The organism is Marinigracilibium pacificum (assembly GCF_012926615.1).
In the GTDB taxonomy this organism is placed as follows: domain Bacteria; phylum Bacteroidota; class Bacteroidia; order Cytophagales; family Cyclobacteriaceae; genus Mangrovivirga; species Mangrovivirga pacifica.
Genome location: NZ_JABBNU010000003.1, coordinates 193,121 through 216,824, shown reverse-complemented (window position 1 = coordinate 216,824; position 23,704 = coordinate 193,121). Strand labels below are relative to the sequence as shown.

The 23,704-nt window shown below is 34.2% G+C and carries 24 protein-coding genes; 14 read left to right on the top strand and 10 right to left on the bottom strand.

What is annotated here, in order from left to right:
* Window positions 1-15: 15 nt before the first annotated feature.
* Window positions 16-1,911 (bottom strand): adenylate/guanylate cyclase domain-containing protein, encoded by a 1,896-nt coding sequence (locus HH304_RS05800; RefSeq protein ID WP_169678897.1) that lies wholly within the window; start codon window positions 1,909-1,911, stop codon window positions 16-18.
* 7 nt (window positions 1,912-1,918) lie between these two features.
* Window positions 1,919-2,398: a hypothetical protein gene (locus HH304_RS05795; protein ID WP_169678895.1), complete on the bottom strand. Its 480-nt coding sequence runs from the start codon at window positions 2,396-2,398 to the stop codon at window positions 1,919-1,921.
* A gap of 394 nt (window positions 2,399-2,792) precedes the next feature.
* Between HH304_RS05795 and HH304_RS05790 the strand changes: the two genes are divergently transcribed.
* The 4 genes from HH304_RS05790 to HH304_RS05775 all read left to right on the top strand — a co-directional run bounded on the left by HH304_RS05790 (window position 2,793) and on the right by HH304_RS05775 (window position 9,061).
* Window positions 2,793-3,227 carry a hypothetical protein gene (locus HH304_RS05790; RefSeq protein ID WP_169678892.1) on the top strand — a complete coding sequence of 145 codons (435 nt, stop codon included), beginning with the start codon at window positions 2,793-2,795 and terminating at the stop codon, window positions 3,225-3,227.
* A gap of 134 nt (window positions 3,228-3,361) precedes the next feature.
* Entirely contained in the window at window positions 3,362-4,444 is a 1,083-nt protein-coding gene (locus HH304_RS05785) for an efflux RND transporter periplasmic adaptor subunit (RefSeq protein ID WP_169678890.1), read from the top strand.
* Window positions 4,445-4,470: 26 nt separating this feature from the next.
* Window positions 4,471-7,635 (top strand): efflux RND transporter permease subunit, encoded by a 3,165-nt coding sequence (locus HH304_RS05780; RefSeq protein ID WP_169678888.1) that lies wholly within the window; start codon window positions 4,471-4,473, stop codon window positions 7,633-7,635.
* The gene (locus HH304_RS05775) at window positions 7,628-9,061 is read left to right on the top strand and encodes a TolC family protein (RefSeq protein WP_169678886.1); all 1,434 of its coding nucleotides are present in this window, start codon (window positions 7,628-7,630) and stop codon (window positions 9,059-9,061) included. Before HH304_RS05780 ends, HH304_RS05775 begins: the two co-directional genes overlap by 8 nt.
* Window positions 9,062-9,175: 114 nt before the next feature.
* On the opposite strand, the gene HH304_RS05770 is transcribed toward HH304_RS05775, so the two are convergent.
* The 3 genes from HH304_RS05770 to HH304_RS05760 all read right to left on the bottom strand — a co-directional run bounded on the left by HH304_RS05770 (window position 9,176) and on the right by HH304_RS05760 (window position 12,258).
* Window positions 9,176-9,763 carry a GDYXXLXY domain-containing protein gene (locus HH304_RS05770; protein WP_169678884.1) on the bottom strand — a complete coding sequence of 196 codons (588 nt, stop codon included), beginning with the start codon at window positions 9,761-9,763 and terminating at the stop codon, window positions 9,176-9,178.
* Window positions 9,756-11,036, bottom strand: coding sequence for a DUF2157 domain-containing protein (locus HH304_RS05765; protein ID WP_169678882.1), 1,281 nt, complete (start codon window positions 11,034-11,036; stop codon window positions 9,756-9,758). Before HH304_RS05765 ends, HH304_RS05770 begins: the two co-directional genes overlap by 8 nt.
* A gap of 154 nt (window positions 11,037-11,190) precedes the next feature.
* Window positions 11,191-12,258 carry a hypothetical protein gene (locus HH304_RS05760; protein ID WP_169678880.1) on the bottom strand — a complete coding sequence of 356 codons (1,068 nt, stop codon included), beginning with the start codon at window positions 12,256-12,258 and terminating at the stop codon, window positions 11,191-11,193.
* 470 nt (window positions 12,259-12,728) lie between these two features.
* Here HH304_RS05760 and HH304_RS05755 point away from each other — a divergent pair, with 470 nt between their 5' ends.
* From HH304_RS05755 to HH304_RS05745, 3 genes are read left to right on the top strand one after another with little or no spacing between them, the layout of a single operon-like run.
* Window positions 12,729-13,061, top strand: coding sequence for a DUF6249 domain-containing protein (locus HH304_RS05755; protein WP_169678878.1), 333 nt, complete (start codon window positions 12,729-12,731; stop codon window positions 13,059-13,061).
* Window positions 13,039-13,638 carry an RNA polymerase sigma factor gene (locus HH304_RS05750; protein ID WP_169678876.1) on the top strand — a complete coding sequence of 200 codons (600 nt, stop codon included), beginning with the start codon at window positions 13,039-13,041 and terminating at the stop codon, window positions 13,636-13,638. The genes HH304_RS05755 and HH304_RS05750 overlap by 23 nt, the downstream gene beginning before the upstream one ends.
* Complete coding sequence (locus tag HH304_RS05745) at window positions 13,619-13,948, top strand: hypothetical protein (RefSeq protein ID WP_169678874.1); 330 nt, start codon at window positions 13,619-13,621, stop codon at window positions 13,946-13,948. The genes HH304_RS05750 and HH304_RS05745 overlap by 20 nt, the downstream gene beginning before the upstream one ends.
* Before the next feature lie 48 nt (window positions 13,949-13,996).
* Here HH304_RS05745 and HH304_RS05740 read toward each other — a convergent pair whose 3' ends face one another.
* The 5 genes from HH304_RS05740 to HH304_RS05720 all read right to left on the bottom strand — a co-directional run bounded on the left by HH304_RS05740 (window position 13,997) and on the right by HH304_RS05720 (window position 17,653).
* Entirely contained in the window at window positions 13,997-14,377 is a 381-nt protein-coding gene (locus HH304_RS05740) for a group I truncated hemoglobin (protein WP_169678872.1), read from the bottom strand.
* 64 nt (window positions 14,378-14,441) lie between these two features.
* Window positions 14,442-15,194: a hypothetical protein gene (locus HH304_RS05735; protein WP_169678870.1), complete on the bottom strand. Its 753-nt coding sequence runs from the start codon at window positions 15,192-15,194 to the stop codon at window positions 14,442-14,444.
* 357 nt (window positions 15,195-15,551) lie between these two features.
* The gene (locus HH304_RS05730) at window positions 15,552-16,724 is read right to left on the bottom strand and encodes a threonine aldolase family protein (RefSeq protein WP_169678868.1); all 1,173 of its coding nucleotides are present in this window, start codon (window positions 16,722-16,724) and stop codon (window positions 15,552-15,554) included.
* A gap of 101 nt (window positions 16,725-16,825) precedes the next feature.
* Window positions 16,826-17,050, bottom strand: coding sequence for a PLDc N-terminal domain-containing protein (locus HH304_RS21440; RefSeq protein WP_169678866.1), 225 nt, complete (start codon window positions 17,048-17,050; stop codon window positions 16,826-16,828).
* A gap of 87 nt (window positions 17,051-17,137) precedes the next feature.
* Complete coding sequence (locus HH304_RS05720; RefSeq protein ID WP_169678864.1) at window positions 17,138-17,653, bottom strand: hypothetical protein; 516 nt, start codon at window positions 17,651-17,653, stop codon at window positions 17,138-17,140.
* A gap of 133 nt (window positions 17,654-17,786) precedes the next feature.
* Here HH304_RS05720 and HH304_RS05715 point away from each other — a divergent pair, with 133 nt between their 5' ends.
* The 7 genes from HH304_RS05715 (at window position 17,787) to HH304_RS05685 (ending at window position 23,695) form a co-directional block, all read left to right on the top strand.
* Window positions 17,787-19,004, top strand: a complete 1,218-nt coding sequence (locus HH304_RS05715) for an alpha-hydroxy acid oxidase (RefSeq protein ID WP_169678862.1) — start codon at window positions 17,787-17,789, stop codon at window positions 19,002-19,004.
* 254 nt (window positions 19,005-19,258) lie between these two features.
* Entirely contained in the window at window positions 19,259-19,513 is a 255-nt protein-coding gene (locus tag HH304_RS05710; protein ID WP_169678860.1) for a phosphopantetheine-binding protein, read from the top strand.
* Complete coding sequence (locus HH304_RS05705) at window positions 19,513-20,712, top strand: beta-ketoacyl-[acyl-carrier-protein] synthase family protein (protein ID WP_169678858.1); 1,200 nt, start codon at window positions 19,513-19,515, stop codon at window positions 20,710-20,712. Before HH304_RS05710 ends, HH304_RS05705 begins: the two co-directional genes overlap by 1 nt.
* Window positions 20,709-21,737, top strand: a complete 1,029-nt coding sequence (locus HH304_RS05700; protein ID WP_169678856.1) for a beta-ketoacyl synthase chain length factor — start codon at window positions 20,709-20,711, stop codon at window positions 21,735-21,737. Before HH304_RS05705 ends, HH304_RS05700 begins: the two co-directional genes overlap by 4 nt.
* Window positions 21,734-22,495 (top strand): polysaccharide deacetylase family protein, encoded by a 762-nt coding sequence (locus tag HH304_RS05695; protein WP_169678854.1) that lies wholly within the window; start codon window positions 21,734-21,736, stop codon window positions 22,493-22,495. Before HH304_RS05700 ends, HH304_RS05695 begins: the two co-directional genes overlap by 4 nt.
* Entirely contained in the window at window positions 22,492-23,127 is a 636-nt protein-coding gene (locus tag HH304_RS05690) for a LolA family protein (RefSeq protein WP_169678852.1), read from the top strand. Before HH304_RS05695 ends, HH304_RS05690 begins: the two co-directional genes overlap by 4 nt.
* On the top strand, window positions 23,105-23,695 hold the full coding sequence (locus tag HH304_RS05685; RefSeq protein WP_169678850.1) for a hypothetical protein: 591 nt from the start codon (window positions 23,105-23,107) through the stop codon (window positions 23,693-23,695). Before HH304_RS05690 ends, HH304_RS05685 begins: the two co-directional genes overlap by 23 nt.
* The last annotated feature ends 9 nt before the right edge of the window (window positions 23,696-23,704 follow it).

Sequence of the window (23,704 nt, the reverse complement as noted above, 5' to 3'; positions counted from 1 at the left end):
GAATTGGTCAAGAAATTAATAGGATGAGTGTTTCGCAACATCTTTGATTGAGTTATTTTCATTGTTTAATAATGAGTCGGAGATGAAATACATTTTCATCAATCCTTTGTTTTTGACATCAATTTCTCCTCTGGAGATACATTCATATTTTTCTTTTATAAGATCAAATGTTGTTTCAGAAATGTTGATTTTTCCTGATTCGGAATTTGACTCCATTCTTGAAGCAATATTTACTGTATCACCCCATATGTCATAAACAAATTTTTTGGTGCCTACTACTCCGGCAACAACGGGTCCACTATTTATTCCTATTCTTATGTCAAATGGAACAATGCCTTCTGGTGTTTCTTTTTTTACATTTTCAACAAATTCCAAAATCTCAACTGCTGCACAAATTATTTTTTGAGCATGATCTTTTTCAGGAAATGGCAATCCGGCAGCACACATATATGCATCACCGATAGTTTTTACTTTTTCCAGTCCGTTTTTTTCAATTATTGCATCAAACTTCGAGAAGAAAAAGTCCACACTAGTTACAAGGACTTCAGGACTTAGGTTGTTGGAATGTCTGGTGAATCCAATGAAATCAGCAAACATCACTGATACCTCTTCAAATTTTCTAGCTTTAACCTTTCCGTTTTCTTTTAGTTCTTGTGCTATTTCTTCTGGAAGAATATTTAGTAGTAAGTTATCTGATCTAGCCTTTTCTCTTTCAATAATTCCATTTGTGTGTTCAATAAACCTGTTTCTGCGAACTAACCCAATTGCAAAAATAATCAAGACAACCAGTGCGCTTATAACACCGATTACTACTATTTTTTGATTTTTCTTTTGCTGATTTAAAAGGTCAACTTCAATTTGTTTTTTAGCAATTTCGAAGTCTGATCTCATATTTGCGAGATCCTGAATTGATGAATAATTATTTACACTATCAACATATGCTTTATAGCTTTTATAATGAATCAGAGAGTTTTTATAATCATCAGTTCTTTCATATAATTCCGATAATTTATAATGGGCATCCCTGATCTGATCTTTTAAATCGTATTTTGTGGCTAGGTCTAGGCTTCTTCTGGCATAATTTAATGCGACAGTTGTATTGCTCTGGTTTAAATAAATATCAGACATGTAAGTAAGGAAAATTGAAATCGGATAATAATTTTCCATCATTTCAAGTTGAGTTATTGCTTTGTTGATGAAGTCTTTAGCTTGTTCATCTTTGCCTAGTTCTGCTAAAGCAATTCCTCTGTTACCAAAGTTATATGCAATTCCTTCAAGATCATTAAGGTTTTCAAATATTGCACCCGACTTATTAAAATAGAATAAAGCCGAATCAGGCATGTTATAATTTAGATATTCATCTCCAAGGTTTTCATATGCTTTAGCAAGACCTAAGGAATCTGAGTTGCCTTCTTGTATTGAATTGATTGCTTTTAAATAGTATCGAGTTGCATTAGTATGATCTCCACGCTCAGAGTAAATATCTGCTATTGAGATGTTTAGCCTGTTTAGGTCGTAGGTCATACTATTTTCTTCTGCCACCTTAGAAGCATTAAAATAACTTTCCAAAGCCTGAACTAATTCACTTTTCATCCTTAGAGCGTTTCCTTTGTTCAGGTACCCAACATATAGATAATCGCTCTCATTTAGGTCTAGCGATAAAGCGATAAGTTCATTACTGTATATTAATTTGTCGTTGGGGTCAGAATAATTGGCAAGGATTTCAAGAACAGGTAATAATTCCTTGTCTGAAAGTGAATCAGATTCATATAAAATCAATGCACTATCGGTTTCGGATAAAGATTGACAATATGATATAAATGGAATAATACAAAGCAGAAAGATAAATGACCACTTTATAATTAGAATTTGATATTTTTTAATACTATGTAGGTTTATCCCATATATCATTGGATGGTTAGTTATACTTTCTTACTTCGATTTTCGGATCTACGTTATAATTGGTATTATCAGGATCTCCATTGCGAATAATCTTAAATGAGATTTTATACTTTTGCACAAATCCTTCAGTGCCTTGCTGCACAATACCTTCAACTATTCCAGGGTTTTCATTTGAGTCTTTTAGAACATTTTTATCAAATACATTATCACCACCTTCATGGTTTATGGATTTTATTTGAACAATATCATTTTCTGAGCTAGTAGAAACTCCTAACCAAATAATTTTATCACCGACATCAACAACAGTCTTGAATTCACGAGTATCTGTGTTTTCAGGTTGCCCACTAAAAGTACAATAAAGATAGGCATCTCTTTTTTTAATGTCTGCGGTGTTTACTTTCAGGGTGAGAGTATGTGTTGTTTGTGACAGAACTTTATATTCTGTTCCTAAACTGATCAAGCACATGATCATTAGGGTAATGAAAATGTTTTTCATAATGATTATAGTAGTTTGGTAGTGGTGTTCCGGTATAACTGCTGGCTCATTGATTTTGTACAGTTTAACGGCTTATTATAATAAATATAATCATTTATATTAAGCTAACAAATTTATTTGAATGCATTAAAATGAATATTAATTCTTTTAATATTTCAATTTTAAAGGAGTTGGTTTGTATTTAAACAACTTATGGAAAGAGAATGTTTTACAGTCTTTTAAACAAGTTTATTAGATATTGAAATGCTATTTTATTAAAAAAATTATTTTGGTGAGTCCATTTATTGAACTTATGATAACGTAACAATTCAAAATTTTAAAAATAATTCATTTGTAATATTTATGGATTAATATTATTGTAGGATAGATATCCTTGGTATACATTTACAGCCAAATGGGAATAAAGTCTAATAAGATATTTGCATTTTTATCCGTTGTCCTTTTCATAAGTGTCAATTCATTGATGCTTTCGAATGAGGTAGATTCGGGTAATGTGGATAACGATCAGTTATCTCAGTCAATATCTAATATTTTTTCCCAAAAGAATATTCAGACATATCCGATTGTATATTCCTCCCAATCATCTTCTAAAAATTTACCTTCACAAGAGATTATACCTGATTATCTCGAAGTAGAAGAGGATGATGACAGATCAGAAACACATAAGAAGAAATTAAATACTAAAATATATCTGGATGTATTACATAACATTCAGAGTTGCTTAGAGTATTTCTTCTCTGTTTACAATACTAGCTTTTCTATAAGCGAAAAACCTTTATTTTATTCAAATCTAAAATCATTTATTCTGTTCGAAGTGTTCAGAATATGATACTACTATTTTTATCAAGCTTATTTCAAGCTTGAATTTTCCAATTCTTATTAGGTTCATCTAGAACCAACTTATCGTCGATATTTTAATATCGCAAACGATTAATTTCAAAATTTTTAAAGGTTTTTCTAATTATGAAAAGAATTTTCATGTTGGCCAGTTTGTGTGCATTATTCATGTATACAAGCTGTAATTCACACAAGGAACACAGTGAAGAAAAAAGAAAGTTACTGGTTACAAGCCCTGTGAAGATGGATACATCAGTAACTAAGGATTATGTATGTCAGATTCATTCAATAAGACATATTGAGTTGAGAGCACAGGAAAGAGGGTTTATTCAGAATATTTATGTGGATGAAGGTCAGTTTGTGAAAAAAGGTCAGCCACTTTTCCAGATTATGCCAAGGCTTTATCAAGCTGAATTTCAAAGAGCAAAGTCAGAAGTGAGTTTTGCAAAAATTGAATATAATAACACAAAGCAATTGGCTGACAGCAATATTGTATCTTCAAACGAACTGGCTATGTCATTAGCCAAATTACAAAAGGCTCAAGCCGAGTTGTCTCTGGCGCAGGTTCATTTAGATTTCACAACAATTAAGGCTCCATTTGATGGGATTATAGATAGATTCCATGTTAGAGAAGGTAGTTTGGTTGAAGAAGGTGAGTTGCTATCCAGCTTATCTGACAATAGCAAAATGTGGGTTTATTATAATGTTCCGGAAGCGGAATACCTTGATTATAAATCGAATGAAACTGAAAATCAGCAAGTTAATGTTCAATTGTTGATGGCAAACAATAAAGTTTTCGGTTACAATGGTGTTGTTGAAACAATTGAAGCAGAATTTAATCACGAAACCGGAAATATTCCTTTCAGAGCTACATTTCCAAACCCTGATGGTTTGCTGAGACATGGTGAAACTGGTAATGTTTTGATGGGTGTTCCTTATGAAAATGCTATGATTATTCCTCAGAAAACTACTTTTGAGGTGCTTGATAAGGTGTATGTCTATGTTGTTGATGAGCATAACACTATACACTCAAGAGCTATCTCCATAGCAGCAGAATTACCACATATTTTTATTATTCAAGATGGATTAGAAGAAGGTGATAAAATTCTTCTTGATGGCTTGCGTCTTGTGAGAGAGAATGATGAGATCGAATACGAATTCGTAGCTCCGGAGACTGCATTATCTCAATTAGATCTTTATGCAGAGTAATTCACAAATTTTAAATAATAGAATCGATGTTTAAGAAATTTATACATAGGCCTGTATTTGCCATTGTAATTTCGATTTTAATTGTTTTTATAGGATCACTTTCTATAAAGCAATTACCGATTTCACAATTCCCGCAAATTGCGCCTACAACAGTCAATATTTTTATTGCTTACCCTGGGTCCAGTGCCGATGTATTGGTAAAATCTACTCTGGTTACTCTTGAAAACTCCATTAATGGTGTTCAAGGGATGCGTTATATAGCTACCGATGCAACAAGTGCTGGTGAGGCTACTTTAAGAGTTATTTTTGAACCTGGTACAGATCCAAACGAGGCGGTTATCCGGGTTAAAACGAGGGTTGATCAGGTTATGCCTTTATTACCTGAACTTGTTCAAAGGGAGGGTGTAATCATTACCCCAATACAGCCCAGTATGTTGATGTATATCAACTTATATGCAAAGGATAAGAGTATGGATGAAAAGTTTCTGTACAATTATGCTGATGTAAAAATGATTCCTGAGATAAACAGGATCAAAGGGGTTGCAAGGGGGCAAATCCTTGGTAGCCGTAAATATGCTATGCGTATTTGGCTTAATCCTGATAGAATGCGAGCTTATAATATTTCTGCTGAAGAAGTTATGGAGGCACTTCAGGAACAAAGTATTGTAGGTAGACCAGGTCGTATTGGTAGAAGTTCGGGTATTGAAGCCCAGTCACTTGAATATGTACTTACATATAAAGGAAGGTATAATGAGCCGAAGCAATATGAAGATGTAATCATTAGAGCGAATTCCGAAGGCGAGAAAATACAGTTGAAAGATATTGGCAAGGTTGAACTGGGAAGTGAGTTCTTTGATATTTATTCCAATCTCGATGGCAAGCCTTCAGCTGCTATTGTACTAAAACAAAATTATGGAAGTAATGCGAGTGATGTTATTGCCGAAGTAAAAGCTAAGGTTGAGGAAATGAAGGGCTCATTTCCTCCGGGAATGGATTATAAAATCAGTTATGATGTTTCTAACTTCCTTGATGCTTCAATTGAACAGGTTATTCACACACTTCGTGATGCATTCTTTTTGGTTGCAATAGTTGTATTTGTATTCCTTGGAGACTGGAGATCTACTTTGATACCAATACTTGCGGTACCGGTTTCATTGATAGGTGCATTTTTCATTCTGCAGATTTTTGGACTGTCTATTAACCTGGTAACCTTGTTTGCCCTGGTACTGGCCATCGGTATTGTTGTAGATGACGCGATTGTTGTTGTGGAGGCTGTCCATGCCAAAATGGAGGAAATGCCGAAACTAACTCCTTATCAGGCAGTAAAATTAGTTTTGGGAGAAATTGGAGGTGCTATTGTAGCAATTACAATGGTTATGGTATCGGTATTTTTACCAATATCATTTATGTCTGGTCCGGTAGGAACATTTTACAGGCAGTTTTCAATTACTATGGCAAGTTCAATTGTGATATCAGCTGTTATAGCCTTGACACTAACACCGGTATTATGTGCCATATTATTGAAAAATCATCATGGCCATGCAAAGAAAGGTAATATTCTGACCAAAGCACTTGATAAATTTAATGCCTGGTTTGACAGACTTACAGGAAAGTATGTGGGCATGCTTAAAAAGATTGTCAATAGAAGGTGGGTGACTTTTGGAGTTTTGTTCTTGTTTGGCTTGGGTATTTTATGGGAGAATCAGGTTTTACCAACCGGTTTCATACCAAGTGAGGATCAGGGTACGATCTATGCTATTATTCAGACACCTCCGGGTGCTACACTAGAAAGAACAAATGAGGTATCAAGAAGGCTTCAGAAAGTATGTGAAGAAATTGATGGAGTCGAATCTGTTTCATCTCTAGCTGGATATGAGATTATGACTGAAGGACGTGGTTCAAATGCTGGTACTTGTTTGATTAACCTGAAGCCATGGTCACAGCGACACCACTCGGTAAAAGAAATCATGGAAGAGCTGGAAGAAAAGTCAAAAGATCTGGGGGCAATTGTCGAGTTCTTCGAACCACCCGCAATTCCTGGTTTTGGTTCTTCAGGTGGTTTCTCACTTCGATTGTTAGATAAAACCACTGAAACTGATTATCAGGATTTTGACAAGATAAACCAGGAATTCATGGATAACTTGAGTAAGCGTAAAGAGCTTACCGGTTTGTTTACATTTTTTGCGGCTAACTATCCCCAATATGAACTGGAGATAGATAATGAACTAGCCATGCAGAAGGGAGTTTCAATTGGTGATGCCATGGAAAATCTCAATATAATGGTAGGAAGTACCTATGAGCAAGGATTTATCAAATTTGGTCGATTCTTCAAGGTATATGTTCAGTCAGATCCTAAATTCAGAAGGCTGCCTTCTGATATCCTAAAGATGTATGTTAAAAATGAAGAAGGCGAAATGGTTCCTTATTCATCATTTATGAAGCTTAAAAAGACCCAAGGACCAAACGAGGTAACTAGATATAATATGTATAACTCAGCAGCCATTAGAGGTCTTCCGGCTAAGGGATATACAACGGCTGATGCAATCCAGGCAATTCGCGAGGTTGCAGCTCAAACACTTCCAAAAGATTATGATATCGCATGGGAAGGGCTTTCATACGATGAAGCTGGAAGAGGTAACGAGTCATTGTATGTATTCCTGGTTGTATTAGTCTTTGTTTACTTTGTTCTGGCTGCCCAGTATGAAAGCTTTATCATTCCGCTTGCGGTTATTACTTCTTTGCCAGTCGGGGTATTTGGATCGTTCCTTTTGCTAAAATTGATGGGTCTTGATAATGACATTTATGCACAGATCGGTTTGATTATGTTAATCGGACTTCTCGGCAAGAATGCTGTGTTAATAGTTGAGTTTGCGGTTCAGAAACGCCAGCAGGGTATGTCAATCTTTGATGCAGCAATTGAAGGTGCAAAGGTTCGTTTCAGGCCAATTCTAATGACATCGTTTGCATTTATTGCTGGTTTGATTCCTTTGGTTATAGCAACAGGTGCTGGTGCTATCGGGAATCGTACTATTGGAGCTTCAGCACTTGGAGGAATGTTATTCGGGACAATTTTCGGTGTGATTATCGTTCCGGGTTTATACTACATCTTCGCAAAACTTGCTGATGGACGCCACCTGATTAAAGACGAACAAGAAAGTCCTTTAACTGAAGATTTTAATTACAATGAATAGAAGATTAATAAATGCCGGGTTAGGTGTTGTTGTGCTGCTGTTAATGTTTACAGCCTGTAAAACACCTTCGGTTATCGAAAAAACAGCAAACACAGAAATGCCGGAATCATATAAGGGTTCCGGTGATTCTACTAATTCTGCAAATATTATATGGCAGGATTATTTTGAAGATCCACATCTGGTATCACTAATCGATTCGGCTCTGGTAAATAATCAGGAGTTAAATATCGTTTTATTGGAAATTGCGATATCTCAAAATGAAGTTGAAGCCAGAAAAGGGGAGTATTTGCCATTTGTTGATATCGGGGCAGGTGCCGGATTGGATAAGAAGGCTAGATATACTCCATTTGGAGCAAGTGAGGCAACTACAGAAATCGAACCCGGACGTGAAATGCCCGACCCTGTTCAGGATTATAAATTTGGTGCCTACGCTCACTGGGAAGTTGATATCTGGAAGAAGCTGAGAAATGCGAAGAAGTCTGCTGTCAAACAATACCTTGCTACGGTTGAAGGTAAGAATTTTATGGTTACTAACCTGATTGCTGAAATTGCCAACTCTTACTATGAGCTTTTAGCACTGGATAATCAACTGGAAATTGTTAACCGTAATATTGAAATCCAGACAAATGCGCTGAATATTGTTAAAATCCAGAAGGAAGCAGCTAAAGCAACAGCTTTGGCAGTAAAGAAGTTTGAAGCTGAATTGCTAAGCTCCAAAAGTTTACTTTTTACTATCCAGCAGCAGATAATTGAAACTGAAAACAGGATTAATTTCCTTGTAGGAAGATATCCCCAGCGTGTTGAGCGTTCGACTACGCCAATTATTGATCTTGATCCAAATGGTATAAAGGCGGGTATTCCATCTCAACTACTGGAAAACCGACCTGATATAAAACAAGCTGAATTTGAACTTGAGGCAGCAAAGCTTGATGTAAAAGTAGCTAAAGCAAAGTTTTATCCTTCTCTGGATATAACAGCCGGTATTGGATTACAAGCTTTTGATCCTACATATCTGTTTAAGACACCTGAATCAATTTTGTTTTCGGTTGCCGGTGATCTTATGGCACCATTGATTAATAGAAGGGCGATTAAAGCTGAGTATAAATCAGCTAATGCAAAGCAAATTCAAGCAGTCTATGATTATGAAAGGACAATTTTGAATGCGTACATCGAAGTTTATAATCAAGTTTCAAATATTAGTAACCTTGAACAAAGTTTTGATCTGAAAAACCAGGAGGTTCAGGCACTTACCGAGTCAATTAATATTTCCACTGTATTATTTAAATCTGCAAGAGCAGACTATATGGAGGTGTTAATGACCCAACGTGATGCATTGGAATCAAAGTTTGAGTTGATTGAAACTAAATTAAAGCAAATGAATGCCAAGTTGAATGTATATAAAGCCCTTGGAGGAGGCTGGAAATAACTAATTAAGGATTCATAATTTACAGTTTAATAAAGTAGGTTTACCGTAGTCTGATGTATTTCAGGCTGCGGTTTCATTTTTTAAATAATGTTAAATTTAAATGTATCTCTAAGGTTATTTCTTATTTTGGATTAATCTTTCTTCTACAATTTTCTTTATAGATTCATCTCCAATGATCACATCTTGAAGTACTGCCTGTCCATCAAGAACTTTTACAATCGCATATGAAACTTGTGAAGTGTCCCATTGAGCATCCCGATAGGCTAATTCAGCTTCGTAAGCTTTAGATTCTTCCATATAAAACCTGTCAAAAGGATAAATGATATCAATTTTAGGTGGCCCATCATAATGATAGTAACCATCAACTTTCGCTTTAAAATATGGACTATCAGTATCAGGTTTTGTTTTAGATACTTCTGCTGGTATTGAGAATCCATCTGAATCTGGCTTCATGACTACATAAATATCTGTGCCATAAATCCATGATTCTGTTGAGTCTACCTCGATACTATTGGCCTCATATCTTAAATCAATATATTTTCCTCTGAAAGGATCAGTTGGGTCAATTGGTCTTGTTTTTATCTTTAATACAACACCTTTCTCCAGAACTTTTTCCCTATCAATTATCATACTTGCAGGTACATAAAGCTGTATTAGTGCTACGATGATAAATATGATAAATATGATCTTATTTTTAGTCATTTGTTTTTCTTTTCTTCAGGATCAAATAGTTAGATACAAAAAATCCAATACCGACAATCACGAATAGCAACCCACGGACATAAAATGGAAGGTCAGAGTCAAAAAACCTGCATGTTACCAGTATGGCAATGCTCAATAATCCAAAATTCATAATTCCGAGGTGATTCTTATGTGCTCCTTGGTAGATATATAGAATTCCAATCGCCAGGATTAAGAAATTAATTAGGAAAACTGCTAGCTGAGAATGCATTCCTAATATAAAAGTGAAGTAGACAATCGGAAATACGATAGCTAAAATAGGTATGCTATTAGCTTTGGAATTCTTATAATTTCTTTGAAAGACAAATGCTGCCAATACAAATGTCACTAAAGTTGAAAGAAATTCCGGTGAAGTGAATGCCCCTTCAATATTAAAATCATTTCTCAAATGCTGCCAGAAATCATCAAAGCTAAGAATGAACAGTATTACCATCGTTCCAAATCCACCAATAATCATATATCCGTTATTTCTACTTTTTATATTTTCAAAATATCTGAAGTTACCAATAATATAGATTGCTCCGAACCAACAGATATAAGTAACAAACAGTAATTCTTCAAAACTTTCGGCAATAGTTCCCAGGCAAATGGTAACAGATAATGGTAAGAGCCAATGATGAAAGAATGTGAAATTACTATATGGCTTAGTTTTAAATAAGTAAATGTACCATGGTAAGACTGCTAAAAGAAGTAACCAGTATTCGTATGATGAACTGGTGGCGTAGTCCCAATAACTAACTTCACATGAATATACAGTAATGCCTATTAAATATAATAATGAGGAAAATGAAGACCTCATGATATAAACCAATGGGAGACTGAGTAAAACCCAGGTCAAAATAAAGCCGGAAAGGTCTCCGGGAATATTATAAATTTGACTTACTAATGAAATTGATGCACCGATAGAAAGAATCAATAAAATAGCGCCGGATTCTCGCCAGGCTACTTCATCCTTTTTCTTAATGAGAATGAAGAGGCATAAAATCTGAGAGATAATTAATGGAATAAAAGAAATGATTGTTCTGGTTGTTCTTGTTAAATCATCCCAGTTATGGGCGATGATCAAAATTATACCGAGACCAATTAATAATGCCCCTAAAATTCCAAAGGCTATAAATAGTCTATTGGAGGAAGGACTTTTCTTTGTTTTATAGTAATTCCGTATTTTGTCGGCTGTTTCATCAGATATAATTCCCGCTTCGATAAGTTCCGGAAGATCTTTCGTCAAACTCATGTATATTAGTTTTCAAGATGTTTTAATTCCTAAGATATCATCTGAAAAGTATAAAAACAATGTATAGAGAAAGACTGAATTTTCTTTTAGAATGAGATAAATAGAAAAGTCCCCAAAAAGGGGACTTAACCGTGACCACAAACTATTTTTGGATTTAGTTCCTGTTTACAGTAATAGAATTTGAAAGACTATAAGTTCCTGAAAGATTGGCCGCATTTTCTCCAACTTCTAATCCTGTCAAATCATCAGCATAGGTTATTCTCCAGATTAAACAAACTCCGGCACCAGCAGGGTCAAAATCAACCCCTTCTAGATCGGTCATAGTCCCTGGTAGGCCAAGGATATTTCCTGCGTCATCTGTAATCACATAGCTTGTATTTGCTAAGTCGAAATTATCTGTAACTGTTATTCCGCTAACCATATCAGGAGTGCCGTCAATGTCAAAATTAAACGGACCACCAGATAGCATACCTGCAGTACCTCGGGTAACCATTATTGAATTAGAAAGGCCATAAGCTCCGGTAAGATCAGAAACATTGTTTCCTACCTCAGCTCCCATTAAGTCAGTTCCATAAGACATGTGCCAGATTAGGCAAATTCCTCCGCCGGCACCATCAAAATTTACTCCTTCTACATCTGCTAAAGTAGGAGGAATTCCTAATATATTGTTTTCGTCATCAGTGATAACCCAAGTAGAATTTGGTCCGTTCACATTGGTGTCATCAAGAGTGATTCCTGAAACCATATCGGCTTCACCATCAACTATAAAAGTGAAAGGGCCGCCAGAAATTGCGCCACCGTTAATTCCTTGTCTATCAACAGTTATCGAATTAGATAGGTCGTAATTACCCGTTAGGTCATCGGCATTTTCACCCTCTTCAAGCCCCATCAAACCATCTTCATATCTGATATACCAGATAAGACAGATGCCAGGTCCGGCACCATCAAAATTTACTCCTTCAAGAGCAGTCATGTTTGGTGGTAATCCCAGGATATTTCCTGCATCATCAGTAATTACAAAGCTTGAGTTACTTCCTCGCATGTCGCCCGATTGAGTTATTCCACTTACCATGTCCGGGTTTCCATCGATTACAAAATTAAATGGACCACCATTAAGCGTTCCTGCCTCGGTGTTTACCATGTCATCATCATCGTCATCACAACTGGCTATCATTAGAGATAAACCACATAAGATCATTAATTGGATAAAAGACTTCTTCATTGTGCTAGTTTGTTTTATTTCTATTGCAATCTAGCCATGAAGTATTACCTGACGGTCACGAGGACATAACGAAAGTATTGATTTTTATGTTTTTATAATTATTTGATAATCAGTATGTTGATTGATTATTGTGATGGTTTTGTGATCTTTAAATTTTCTTAATGCAAAAAATAATGTGTAATTCAATTGATAACTCTTCTGAAAGCAGAAATTATTTTTTTCAAATTGAAAATTGAAATTAGTTATGATTAACTGCTTGCATCTTGCATTACATGATACTCGATCTCTGAAGTTTTAGGAATTAACTCAAAGTCAGTTCTCTTAATTTTTTTTTTGGTTTAAAAGTAAAATAGATAGGTGCCAATAATTTTTTTATAAAATAATTGCAGGGTTTTGTAACCTGATTCTTTTTCTAGTTGTCTAATGATAAAATTTAAAGTAAATATTTTAAAATCAAAAACATGACAGATATGCCAGAATTACTAATTCCACTTGGTTTTTTTACAACAATAATTTTGATTGTTTATTTTACGATGAAATATAATTATCAAATAAAGAAGGAAATAATAGCTAAGGGTGGCGATATTAAGTTTCCTGATAAAAAGATGAGATATCTTGAGTTCGGATTAACAATGATAGGGTTAAGTATTGGATTTGCTATGTCTGTTTTTGCAGTAACATCAGATCTGGCAAATGAAGCAAAAGGCCTGATGGTAACTGCTTGTATTATTTTCTTTGGTGGTGTTGGATTATTAATTGGAGTATTTTTAAGAAAACGCATTGAAGATCAGCAGTCAAATTAATGATATCGAAGTAATAAACCGGATACTTGCAGGGCAAACTGCTGAGTTCAGGATTTTGGTAGAACGCTATAAAGATGTTTCTCTATCTTTGGCTTGCTCTGTCATTAAAGATCAACATTTGGCTGAAGATGCTTTACAAGAGGCTTTCATCAAAGTGTTTCATAGTTTAAATAAATTCAGACAGGATTCACTTTTCAGTACATGGCTATATCGTATAGTTGTTAATTGTTCACTAAACTATGCAAAGAAAAATAAGCGGTTCCAACCTGAGACCAATAACCCTGAGTTAGTCAAAAAAGAATCTGACTACAAAGGCGGCTTTGAAATGCTTAATCTGTCTGAACGAAGTAAGTTGGTGAATGATGCTCTAGCAGAGTTGAAGGATTCTGAATCTTTGGTTTTAAGATTACATTATCTATCTGAATTATCAGTTCAGGAAATAAAAGAGGTAACTGATTACAGTGAATCTAATATAAAGGTTTTACTTCATAGAGGTAGAAAAAATCTTTTGCAGATACTTGAAAATGAATTAGGAGAGGAAATTAATTTATTTAGAAATGAGCGAACAGGAACTTAAAAAGATTTTAAAGGAAACTGCTCCAAAGACATCTGTTGATTTTACGGATAACTTGATGGACCAACTTTTATCTGAGGAAAAGGTAATCAAAAAGCCTGCAGTTTTTCCTTGGAGGCCATTTGTTTATCTGGCTGTTTTTAGTTCAATACTTATATTGCTTGCAGTATTTTATCCTAATGACGGAATTAGTTACCGTTCATTTAGTTTGACATTTTCACCATTAATGATCCCTATTTTTAGTGGAGTTTTTATTTTGGGTCAGTTATATGTAATAGTGAAAACCTCTCTTTATTCCAGATATGTCAATTAAAATAAACGAACATTCAAATTTTTGAATGTTTGTTTATTTCTTAAATGATTATAAACCTATCATCTGATCTTTTAAAGAGTAAGCTATAACCAATACATCTTTTTGACTCTCTTCATCTATGTTGTGTTTTTGAAGAGCCATCATAATGTCATCAATTACACTCATATATTCACCCGCACTGATATTCATTCCTTTGTGAGCAGTAGGCATATCTTTGCCTTTGTACTCTTCGGGGCCACCACTTCCGGAAGCAAGAAATCCAATTAAATGTCCTCTCACCTCATTAAAATGATCTGGATTTTCTTTTAAGGGGAGAAATCGGGCTTTAACTACCGGGTTATTCATATGGTTTTCGACAATGTCATCTACCAGGGCTTCAATACCCGAAGCTCCACCGAGTCGTTCGTAAAGGCTTTTTTGATTATTCATGATGTGGTAAGTTAGTATATTATAATTTACCAATAAATAACCGTAAAAGCCAATTAAGAATACTTTACATAGACTGACTACCATCAATATATTCTATCGATATATTGTTACCTTCGATTTTATGAATTAGCTCAATAATTTCACCGCATTGGCAACAATAATTAATTGATCGAAGTAAGGTATTGCCATTTATAATAAATGCTGTAAGATTTGAAGATGCGCATTGGTTGTTAAGTACTGTGAGTTGATCACCACTATATAAATATCTTGGGCCAAAATTATATTGGTCTTTATATTGAGTGGCAATAACTGTTGGTGCCCCGTTAATGGTTAATTGTTCAAGTTTTAAAGAATCAAATTCATGAGAATTGGAAACTTTATAATAGCGCATTAGATAATTGAAATTTTGATTTTTTATTTGATTACGAACCTCTGCCTCAATTTCTTTATTCTCTATAATATTAATAGGTAAAAGCTTGAATGAAAAATCTTCATTGTCTGAAAATACCGCTAAATCGTATAGAGAAATATCTGTATTTTCAGGTAAGTCAAGACACGTAACGTTGATTGTTTCAAATACTTCATCATTAATTATCTTTCTTTTGGTAGTTTTTGTTGAAATAAAACTACCATTATCTAAGCTAACCAGATAGACCTTTTTATTTAAAGGCTTATCGCCATATAGATAATATGTATTATTATCTGTATAAATTGATCCAAATTGAACCTTTTGTATTCCGGATTGCGATTTTACTTTGGATACGAATAATAGCGTAAAAATCAATAAAGTAAAAAATGAACTATTTATGATTTTCATATTTATAAGCTGATTCTTAAAAAAGTTGTGATTCCATTCAAAACTAGCATTATTAGCTAATTAGCCAAGTCTCTACAAGAATTTATTGATATACATTTATTCATTAGGTTAATAAATTGTCAACATATTCTTTGATAAGTTAACTTTTCTTTATGCTTTGTATCTGACCTTTTATTATAAAATCGACTGGTATAGATTTGTATTGTGATATGGAAACAAAATTGTTTTTCAAGGTTTTAGGTTCTCCATGAAAAAGGATTTTTTTAAAGGTTTATTTGGGTATTATTTTTTAATTGGTTCTCCATAAAACGTGTTTGCCTGAGGAAGATATAAAAAGCTATATCTTCCTTTTTTTATTTAAACTTCCGTATTAAATGCATTTGCAATTACTTCGGTATCAACTTCTAATATTGATTCATTAACACATATTTTGATCAATCCATTGTCATCAGCAGGGCGTAAATAAATTGAGTGATTTTCAGCTAATCCTGCTCTGAGTTTATCAGCTGTGGCTTTATCCGGAAGTTTAAGATCAAAAATATTGGTTCCATTGTTAATTGATGAAGCTGTGATGTTATTTATTTTATTGAGTTCATTGATTAATAATTTGCTTCTTCTCTTTACTTCATCCCACCTTTCTTCTAATCTGTTTAGATAATGATTAGCCATGGCTGTTAAATACCAGCTTTGATACATGGTTCCACCAAAAATTTTGATTTGATGCTTTACTTTATCAATTACTTCAGCGGGCCCGCTAAGTATTGCACCACCAGCTGCATTTAAATATTTATAAAGTGATATGTAAACAGTATCGAAGAGTGACGAATACTCCTTTACACTAATACCTGTAAATGCAGATGCAATATGGATTCGAGCTCCATCAAGATGGATTTTGTAGCCTTTATTTCTACAATAATCAGTGATTTTCTTTAGCTCTTCAAACGGAATTGCTCTGCTATCAGCCCTTCTGATTGGGTTTTCTATAACCACTGTGTTCATGCCACTCTGAAAAACTTCATTTGTAAGGGTGTAGTTAATAGCTTCCTCCAGGTCTGATTGATTAAAGAAAACTTTATCTTTTCCTACAGGTATTAGTCGTTTACCATGAACACTTTGTGCAGCATCAGCTTCATCTCTGAAAATATGAGAGTTTTCCGGGACGATTATTTTTGTATTGTTTCCTGATAGTAGTTTGATAGCAACTTGATTAGCCATTGTTCCTGTAGGTAGGAATATTGACTTTTCTTTACCCGTTATTTCGGAAAACCTTTGTTCCAATATTTCTGTAATCCCACCCTGAAAATAAGTATCACCTTTAATCTGTAACTTAGAATTTATTTCCTGGAGTTTATTTATATACATCTCCGGAGTAAAATATATCCCATCGAAAAAGAAATTGATGATTTTCGAATCTTTATCGGAATTTAAATCCAGGAATTCATTGCCTGTAATTGTACCTGGTAAAATAAAGGGAAGAGAACCTAAACTAAAGGTTTTTAGGAAATTTCTACGGTTGGTATTCTTATCCATAAACTGGTTTTAATAACAAATTTAAGATAAGAATAAAATTCTGGTAAATACAATATCAATCAATAATGAAGGATATTATATTACCAGAAAAGTAAAACTGATTATGCTTGTTTGATTATTTTAAATTCACGATTTCTTGAGATGGTGAATCTCTTGCGGAATATTGGGAATAAGAAAGCACCAATCATTGGAGCTACAAGAACAAAAACTAACCAGAATGTTTGATAATGGGGTCTTTTGAATCTTGAAAGTACAATATTAATGATAGTACTAGCCCAAAGAATTAAAAACAATGTAATAAAAGTGATTAACAAATATTCGTGCATAGCATTAAAATGTATTGATCGATAGATTACGAATATAAGGTAAAAACAATTAAATATCAAAATAAGTCAACAAAAAGCTTTTTGTACTTAAATGAATAGAATTAAAAGAGTTAATATAATTCCACCTATTGAGAAATATAAGCCTTTTTTAAATACAGAAGTTTTGGGCATAAACATCCAGAAGGCTGATATCACAAAAAACAATAAAGATAACCCGAAAAATATGTTTAAGTAAAACAGTGGGTCAGCAGACCTGGATTTATGCATATGAGTCATTTTATCCAGAATATATGGCATTTCTTTTACCGTGTAATCAGCTACACCTGTAATGCTGTTATAGGTTCCGTTTTGAAAGGTTACCAGTTCTCCATCGGTACCCTCTACTTTAAACCTTTTTATTTCTAAAAGTTTACCAAGGTCTTCAATGTTAGCATTAGGCTCAATTGTTTTGGTTATATGCTTTTCAACTTTAAAAAGATCGGTATCTCTGAAAATCAAAATAATTCCACTTAAGGAATAAACTGCCATTATACCTGCTAAAAAGAAGCCTAAATAACGGTGGATGATCCTGAATTTATGACCGTAAGGTTTTTTGCTGTTCATTTTATTTAGATTAATTAAAAATAACAGCGGCAAATATATTCTAATATTTTTCTTGTGAAAATAGATTTATTAAAAAATTGGTTTTAAGTGAAAAATCAACGAATTTATTGTAACCATACAATCAAGAAATGCCATGCATGATATCCAACGCCGCCAATTAATAAAGTTTTTACTTGCAAGCCCAATAATATCTATGGGGTTGCCTTCTTGTATTTTTGATTCAGATTCTGGAGAAAGGACTAATGAAGAAATTGTAGAAGTGATTGATTCTCTGATTAAGAGTCCAGAAGATGCAATGAACATTTTTGATTTCAGAGATGTGGCAAAATCAAAGCTTCCACCCGCTCATTACGGGTATATAGAAACAGGTGTTCTTGACAACCGGACGCTTAAAGAAAACGAAAATGGTTTTGAAAGGATAAAGATAAAGGCTAGAAGACTGGTAGGAGAAATGGAAGTTGATTTATCAACTGAAATTTTAGGTGAAAATTGGTCTTCTCCAATTATTATATGTCCATGTGGAAGTCAGAAGGCATTTCATAATGATGGAGAAGAGGCAACTTCCAGGGCAGCCAAAAAGGAAATGCATCAGATGATGTTGTCTACGGTGTCAACTACTTCCATTGAAAAGGTAAATGAACTAAAGGGAACACCGGCATGGTTTCAGTTATATCCTGATAATGATTTTCAGAATACTCAAGCAATAATAGATCGGGTCCGAAATGCAGGTTGTGATACAATTGTATTGACTATTGATATGGATCACGCAGATAAACGTGAGGCTTTATGGAAATCGATCAAGCTTGATACCAGGGATTGTAAGTCTTGTCATGGGGAAACTAAAGAAGGTTGGGTTGACGGTAAGCCAATGATTAGTACTCTTGAAAAGGAGTATGAATTTCATAAGGGAATGGATTGGGAATTTATAGCAAGATTGAAAGATTTCTGGAAAGGAAAACTATTGTTAAAGGGAGTTGTGTCTTCTGAAGATGCACAATTATCATTAAATGAAGGTGTAGATGGGATAATAGTTTCAAATCATGGTGGAAGAGCTACAGATAGTGGCAGGGCAAGTATTGATTGCCTTCCTGAGGTAGTTTCTGTAACCAATGGAAAAATACCTGTTATCCTGGATGGAGGTATTCGAAGAGGTGGAGATATTTTTAAGGCATTGGCGTTGGGAGCTAGCGCAGTTGGAATCGGGCGTCCTTATTTGTGGGGACTGGCAGCCTTTGGACAGCCGGGTGTAGAAATGGTATTAAAAATCTTGAAGGAAGAGTTTAAACTGGTAATGAAGCAAACCGGGACAAGGAGTATTAGTGAGATTAATAAGGGATCTTTAGTGATATAAGAAATAGATCATTTCTTCTGATATATCAGTCTTAGTTTCTTTCATTTAACTTGATTATTTACCAGTATTTTATACATATTTTTTTCTTAATTACAATTCAAATTACATTCATCGAACAAATTGAATTTTTCAAATATTTTCTCTATAAATATTATTATATTTGTCGCCTTGAATAAAGTTAGAAAAGCAATTTTGTCTTTGTATGGCTTAATTTTTTAAGGGCAATTTTTTTAAAACGGAATAATTTAATTCTAATGGAGCAGTTAATTTTACAATTAAAGGAGGATATAATATCTCAATTAAATCTTGAAGATCTTTCAGTTGAAGATATTGGTGATGATGAACCATTATTTGGAGACGAGATCGGGTTAGATTCTATAGATGCCCTGGAACTGATTGTTTACCTTGAGAAAAGCCATGGAGTTAAGATTGAGAGTCCTGAAGAGGGAAAAAAAGTCTTTAATTCTATAAAGACTATGGCCGAGTTTATTGAAGCGAATAAATCATAATGTCCCAGAAAGTAGTTGTAACCGGATTTGGTATAATTTCTGCGTTGGGGACAAATGTTGATGAAAACTTTAATTCCTTAAAAGCAGGAGATTCAGGGGTAAAAAAATCCAAATATCTTAAATCCGAATATTCCAATACAAAGGTTTGTGGAGAAGTTAACCTTTCTAATGAACAGTTAAGAAAGGAAATAGGTTATACTGCAAATGATATTAATTGCAGAACTACTCTGCTTGGATTGCATGCAGTTAGTGAAGCAGTTAATTCTAGTAATTTGGAAAACTCTCACCTTAAGGGTGCTATGTTTATGAATGGAACCTCCGTAGGTGGGATGGTTCTAACTGAACAATATTTTAAGGAATATAAAGAGGGGAAACCTGGTGACTATAAGGATATATTTAAAAGTCATGATTGTGGATATAGCACCGAAATAATAGCTAATAAATTTAATATTTGTGGTGGTACTGTTACAATCAGTACTGCTTGTTCGTCTTCTGCAAATACAATAATGCAGGGAGCCAGATATATCAATGCAGGACGAACAGATGTTGTTATTGCCGGAGGCACCGATGCTTTGTCAAAATTTACAATAAATGGTTTTAATTCATTGAAAATTTTAGACGATAACCCATGCAAGCCCTTTGATATTAATAGAAAGGGGTTGAATTTGGGTGAAGCGGCTGCATACCTAGTATTGGAATCTGAAGATCATGCACGTAGCAGAGGAGCCAATATAATAGGAGAAGTGATTGGGTATGGAAATGCCAATGATGCTCACCATCAAACAGCATCCTCCCCTGAAGGTAATGGTGCAAAGCTAGCCATGTCAAAAGCTTTGAAAATGGCAGAAAATATTGATATTGATTATATCAATGCACACGGAACCGGTACTGAAAATAACGATTCATCCGAAAGTGCGGCAATTGAAGGAATCTTTGGTGAGAATGTACCCAACTTTAGTACAACGAAAGCATATACAGGACATACCCTTGGTGCTGCAGGAGCTGTCGAAGCTGTGATTTCGCTTCTTTCAATTAAAAATGATCTGATATTTCCATGCTTGAGAATCGAAGAGCCTTTATTAATAGGTTCTTCTAAGCCTATAGTAGAACTTACATCTCATGTAGTGAATACTGTTCTTTCAAATTCATTAGGATTTGGAGGGAATTGTACAACTCTAATTTTTAATAAACTAAGATGAAAGCTTTTATTTTAGCCAGTTCTGCAATCTCACCGCAAAATTCATTTGGTCTTGAAAAAGACTTAAATGTATCTATCAATGCAGAAGCGACTTATCTGAAAGCTTTAGAGCCAAAATTCAGGGATTATCTTGACCCTAAAATGGCCAGGAGAATGGCTCGAATTATTAAAATGGGCATTGTTACTGCCAGTGATAGTCTTTCACAGGCTAAAATTGATAAGCCTGATGCCATTTGTATTGGTACCGGATTGGGATGTCTGGAAGACACTAAAAAGTTTCTGGATCAAATTGATGATACAAATGAAGGCTTACTTTCTCCAACATCGTTTATTCAGTCAACACACAATACTATTGCAGGACAGATAGCTTTATTGCTACAATGTGATAGTCATAATTTTACCTTCGCTAATAGAGGGTTCTCATTCGAAAATGCACTGGAAGACGGCATAATGTTGCTTGAAGAAGGTGTAGAGAATGTATTAGTTGGTGGAATTGATGAGGTGATTGCGGACTCTTTAGATATCCTCGAAATAACCGGATGTGGAGGAAATATTGATAATGAAGATTTGCCGACAATAGGCGAAGGCTCTACAATGTTTATATTGTCATCTTCTGATCAAGGTGCAATTGCCCAAGTTTCTGGGGTGAAATCTATTTTCGGTAATGTCACTGAACAGGACTTAAAAGATGCCATTGATAACATTCATAGTAACAACGGGATAAATCGAGACCAGATTAGTTCTATAGTTTTAGGTTGTGGGTCATCAATAACCAAGTCTGATTTTTATAAAAATTTAATTAAGGATTGGTCTGATAAACCAATTTATGATTATAAAGCTTTGAGTGGTGATTACTTTTCCAGTTCAGCTTTTGGCTTGCATATGGTTACAGAGATGATCAAAAACCAAAGAGGAATTAAACGTGCATTAATCAATGATAAAGAAGCTGAAGAGTTTGAAAATGTTCTTTTAATTAGTCATTCCGGAGAAATGTATAAATCTATTTTCCTGATCAGTAGAAGTTGAAGTTTCTGTTAGCTAAAATATCGTTTATTATTTCAATGGGAGTTATCACAGCATTACATTTTACTGTTGATGATTTTTCATTGGTCTGGCTTGCCCTGCCAGTCATATGTTTTTTTATTTTAGTAATATCCGGTTCTTATTTTATCAAACTTGATTTCTTTTTAAAATCTGTAAATAATCTTGGCCTGAACGAAAATAGGGTTGCTATTACTTTTGATGACGGACCTGACACCAATACTCAACATGTATTGGATGTTTTGGATAAATACAATGCCAAAGCAACCTTTTTTTTAATTGGAAGCAAAATTGAGAAGAATGCTGATGTAGTTCAAGAAATAATTACGAGAGGTCATGCTGTTGGAAATCATTCCTATTCTCATTCGAATCTGTTTCCACTAAAGAACCCTGTTCAAATTGAAGAGGAGATAATAAAAACGAACAAGCTAATAAAGAAAATTTCCGGTGTAGAAACATCTATTTTCCGGCCGCCTTTTGGAGTTACAAATCCGATGGTAGCAAAAGGAATTAAAAGAGCTGGTATGACTTCAATTGGCTGGAATGTAAGGTCTTACGACACTGTTGAAGATGACGTAGAAAAAGTTTCCAACAGAGTTATTAACAAGATTAATCCTGGCTCAATTATTTTGTTGCATGATGACAGGGAGCACACACCTCAAATTCTGGAAAGAATTTTGCAATATATCAACCAGATGAATTTTGAAACGGTGACTTTAAATAATGAGATTGAATTAAAATGAAAAAGCTCTTAATATTAATATTATTCTTCAATTATGTTTCTCTGATTATTGCTCAGAATGACTTTGTTAAAGTGGCTGATTTAGCAAATTTTAAAACTGAACTATCAAAGAAAACATCTTCTATAAAAAGTATTCATGCTGACTTTACCCAGATGAAACATATGCAAATTCTGGCAGAACCATTAAAATCCTCGGGTATTATAAGGTATAAAGCAGAAAATAAAGTGAAATGGTCATACACTAGTCCATATAAATATGAAATCATATTAAATGGCAAGGATATTATTATTAATGATGATGGAAATGTGAATGCTTTTTCGGTTGGTTCAAGTGAGATGTTTTCCGAGATGAATGATCTTATTGTGAATAGCGTACAGGGTGATGTGCTGGATGAAAAAAGGTTTAAGATTTCATGTTTTGAGAATAAAAGCTATTATAAAGTAGAATTAGTGCCAATTGATAAAAAGAAAATAGGAGCATTTTTCACTAAAGTGGTAGTATATTTTGAAAAGGCTGATTATTCAGTTTCAAGTGTTGAAATGTATGAACAAGGTGGAGATCATACGGACATAAAGTTTGAGAATAAGAATTTTAATCAATCAATTTCTGATGCGATTTTTACTGCAAACTAGCTTATTTTCAATTTTCTTTTTTGTCTCGATAGCTTCCAGAGGTCAGGATTTACCGATTACCTATCTTAATCATGAGGATAAGGTAATCTATGATCTACAACTCAAATATAAAGAGTACAAAGGGAGTGGACTTTTGGTGCTAACTAAAAAAGGACCGGGAAATTATCAGGGAGCCCTCGTGACTAAAGTTGGATTTACTTTGTTACAGTTTGAACTGGTTAATGGTAATTTCGAATGGACCAAAATTCTGGAATACCTGGATAAATGGATTATCCGCAAGGCATTACAAAAGGATTTTACCTTTTTGATGCTTGCCGAACTTGATGATGCAAAAATTAAAATGAAAGAAGAAACTGATGCCTATAAATTAATGAAAGTCAAGGCAAAGTATCCTTTCAACTTAAAAACTATAAATAATCGTCCGGTATACTTAAAAGAAAGAGGTTTTTGTGTTGTTGGACGAACGATAATAAATTTTGAATATCAAAATGCAAATGAATTGATTCCGGATAAAATGGAATTATCCCATAAAGGAATTGATTCTGAAATGAAATTAAAACGATACTAATTCTATAGT

Bases quoted from the DNA above. Each gene is read 5' to 3' on its own strand.
- HH304_RS05700 (WP_169678856.1), top strand. From the start codon at position 20,709: ATGAAAGCTTTTATTTTAGCCAGTTCTGCAATCTCACCGCAAAATTCA.
- HH304_RS05690 (WP_169678852.1), top strand. From the start codon at position 22,492: ATGAAAAAGCTCTTAATATTAATATTATTCTTCAATTATGTTTCTCTG.
- HH304_RS05800 (WP_169678897.1), bottom strand. From the start codon at position 1,911: ATGATATATGGGATAAACCTACATAGTATTAAAAAATATCAAATTCTA.
- HH304_RS05710 (WP_169678860.1), top strand. From the start codon at position 19,259: ATGGAGCAGTTAATTTTACAATTAAAGGAGGATATAATATCTCAATTA.
- HH304_RS05770 (WP_169678884.1), bottom strand. From the start codon at position 9,763: ATGACTAAAAATAAGATCATATTTATCATATTTATCATCGTAGCACTA.
- HH304_RS05780 (WP_169678888.1), top strand. From the start codon at position 4,471: ATGTTTAAGAAATTTATACATAGGCCTGTATTTGCCATTGTAATTTCG.
- HH304_RS05715 (WP_169678862.1), top strand. From the start codon at position 17,787: ATGCATGATATCCAACGCCGCCAATTAATAAAGTTTTTACTTGCAAGC.
- HH304_RS05765 (WP_169678882.1), bottom strand. From the start codon at position 11,036: ATGAGTTTGACGAAAGATCTTCCGGAACTTATCGAAGCGGGAATTATA.
- HH304_RS05795 (WP_169678895.1), bottom strand. From the start codon at position 2,398: ATGAAAAACATTTTCATTACCCTAATGATCATGTGCTTGATCAGTTTA.
- HH304_RS05740 (WP_169678872.1), bottom strand. From the start codon at position 14,377: ATGAATAATCAAAAAAGCCTTTACGAACGACTCGGTGGAGCTTCGGGT.
- HH304_RS05790 (WP_169678892.1), top strand. From the start codon at position 2,793: ATGGGAATAAAGTCTAATAAGATATTTGCATTTTTATCCGTTGTCCTT.
- HH304_RS05755 (WP_169678878.1), top strand. From the start codon at position 12,729: ATGCCAGAATTACTAATTCCACTTGGTTTTTTTACAACAATAATTTTG.
- HH304_RS05785 (WP_169678890.1), top strand. From the start codon at position 3,362: ATGAAAAGAATTTTCATGTTGGCCAGTTTGTGTGCATTATTCATGTAT.
- HH304_RS21440 (WP_169678866.1), bottom strand. From the start codon at position 17,050: ATGCACGAATATTTGTTAATCACTTTTATTACATTGTTTTTAATTCTT.
- HH304_RS05705 (WP_169678858.1), top strand. From the start codon at position 19,513: ATGTCCCAGAAAGTAGTTGTAACCGGATTTGGTATAATTTCTGCGTTG.
- HH304_RS05735 (WP_169678870.1), bottom strand. From the start codon at position 15,194: ATGAAAATCATAAATAGTTCATTTTTTACTTTATTGATTTTTACGCTA.
- HH304_RS05745 (WP_169678874.1), top strand. From the start codon at position 13,619: ATGAGCGAACAGGAACTTAAAAAGATTTTAAAGGAAACTGCTCCAAAG.
- HH304_RS05730 (WP_169678868.1), bottom strand. From the start codon at position 16,724: ATGGATAAGAATACCAACCGTAGAAATTTCCTAAAAACCTTTAGTTTA.
- HH304_RS05775 (WP_169678886.1), top strand. From the start codon at position 7,628: ATGAATAGAAGATTAATAAATGCCGGGTTAGGTGTTGTTGTGCTGCTG.
- HH304_RS05685 (WP_169678850.1), top strand. From the start codon at position 23,105: ATGCGATTTTTACTGCAAACTAGCTTATTTTCAATTTTCTTTTTTGTC.
- HH304_RS05760 (WP_169678880.1), bottom strand. From the start codon at position 12,258: ATGAAGAAGTCTTTTATCCAATTAATGATCTTATGTGGTTTATCTCTA.
- HH304_RS05720 (WP_169678864.1), bottom strand. From the start codon at position 17,653: ATGAACAGCAAAAAACCTTACGGTCATAAATTCAGGATCATCCACCGT.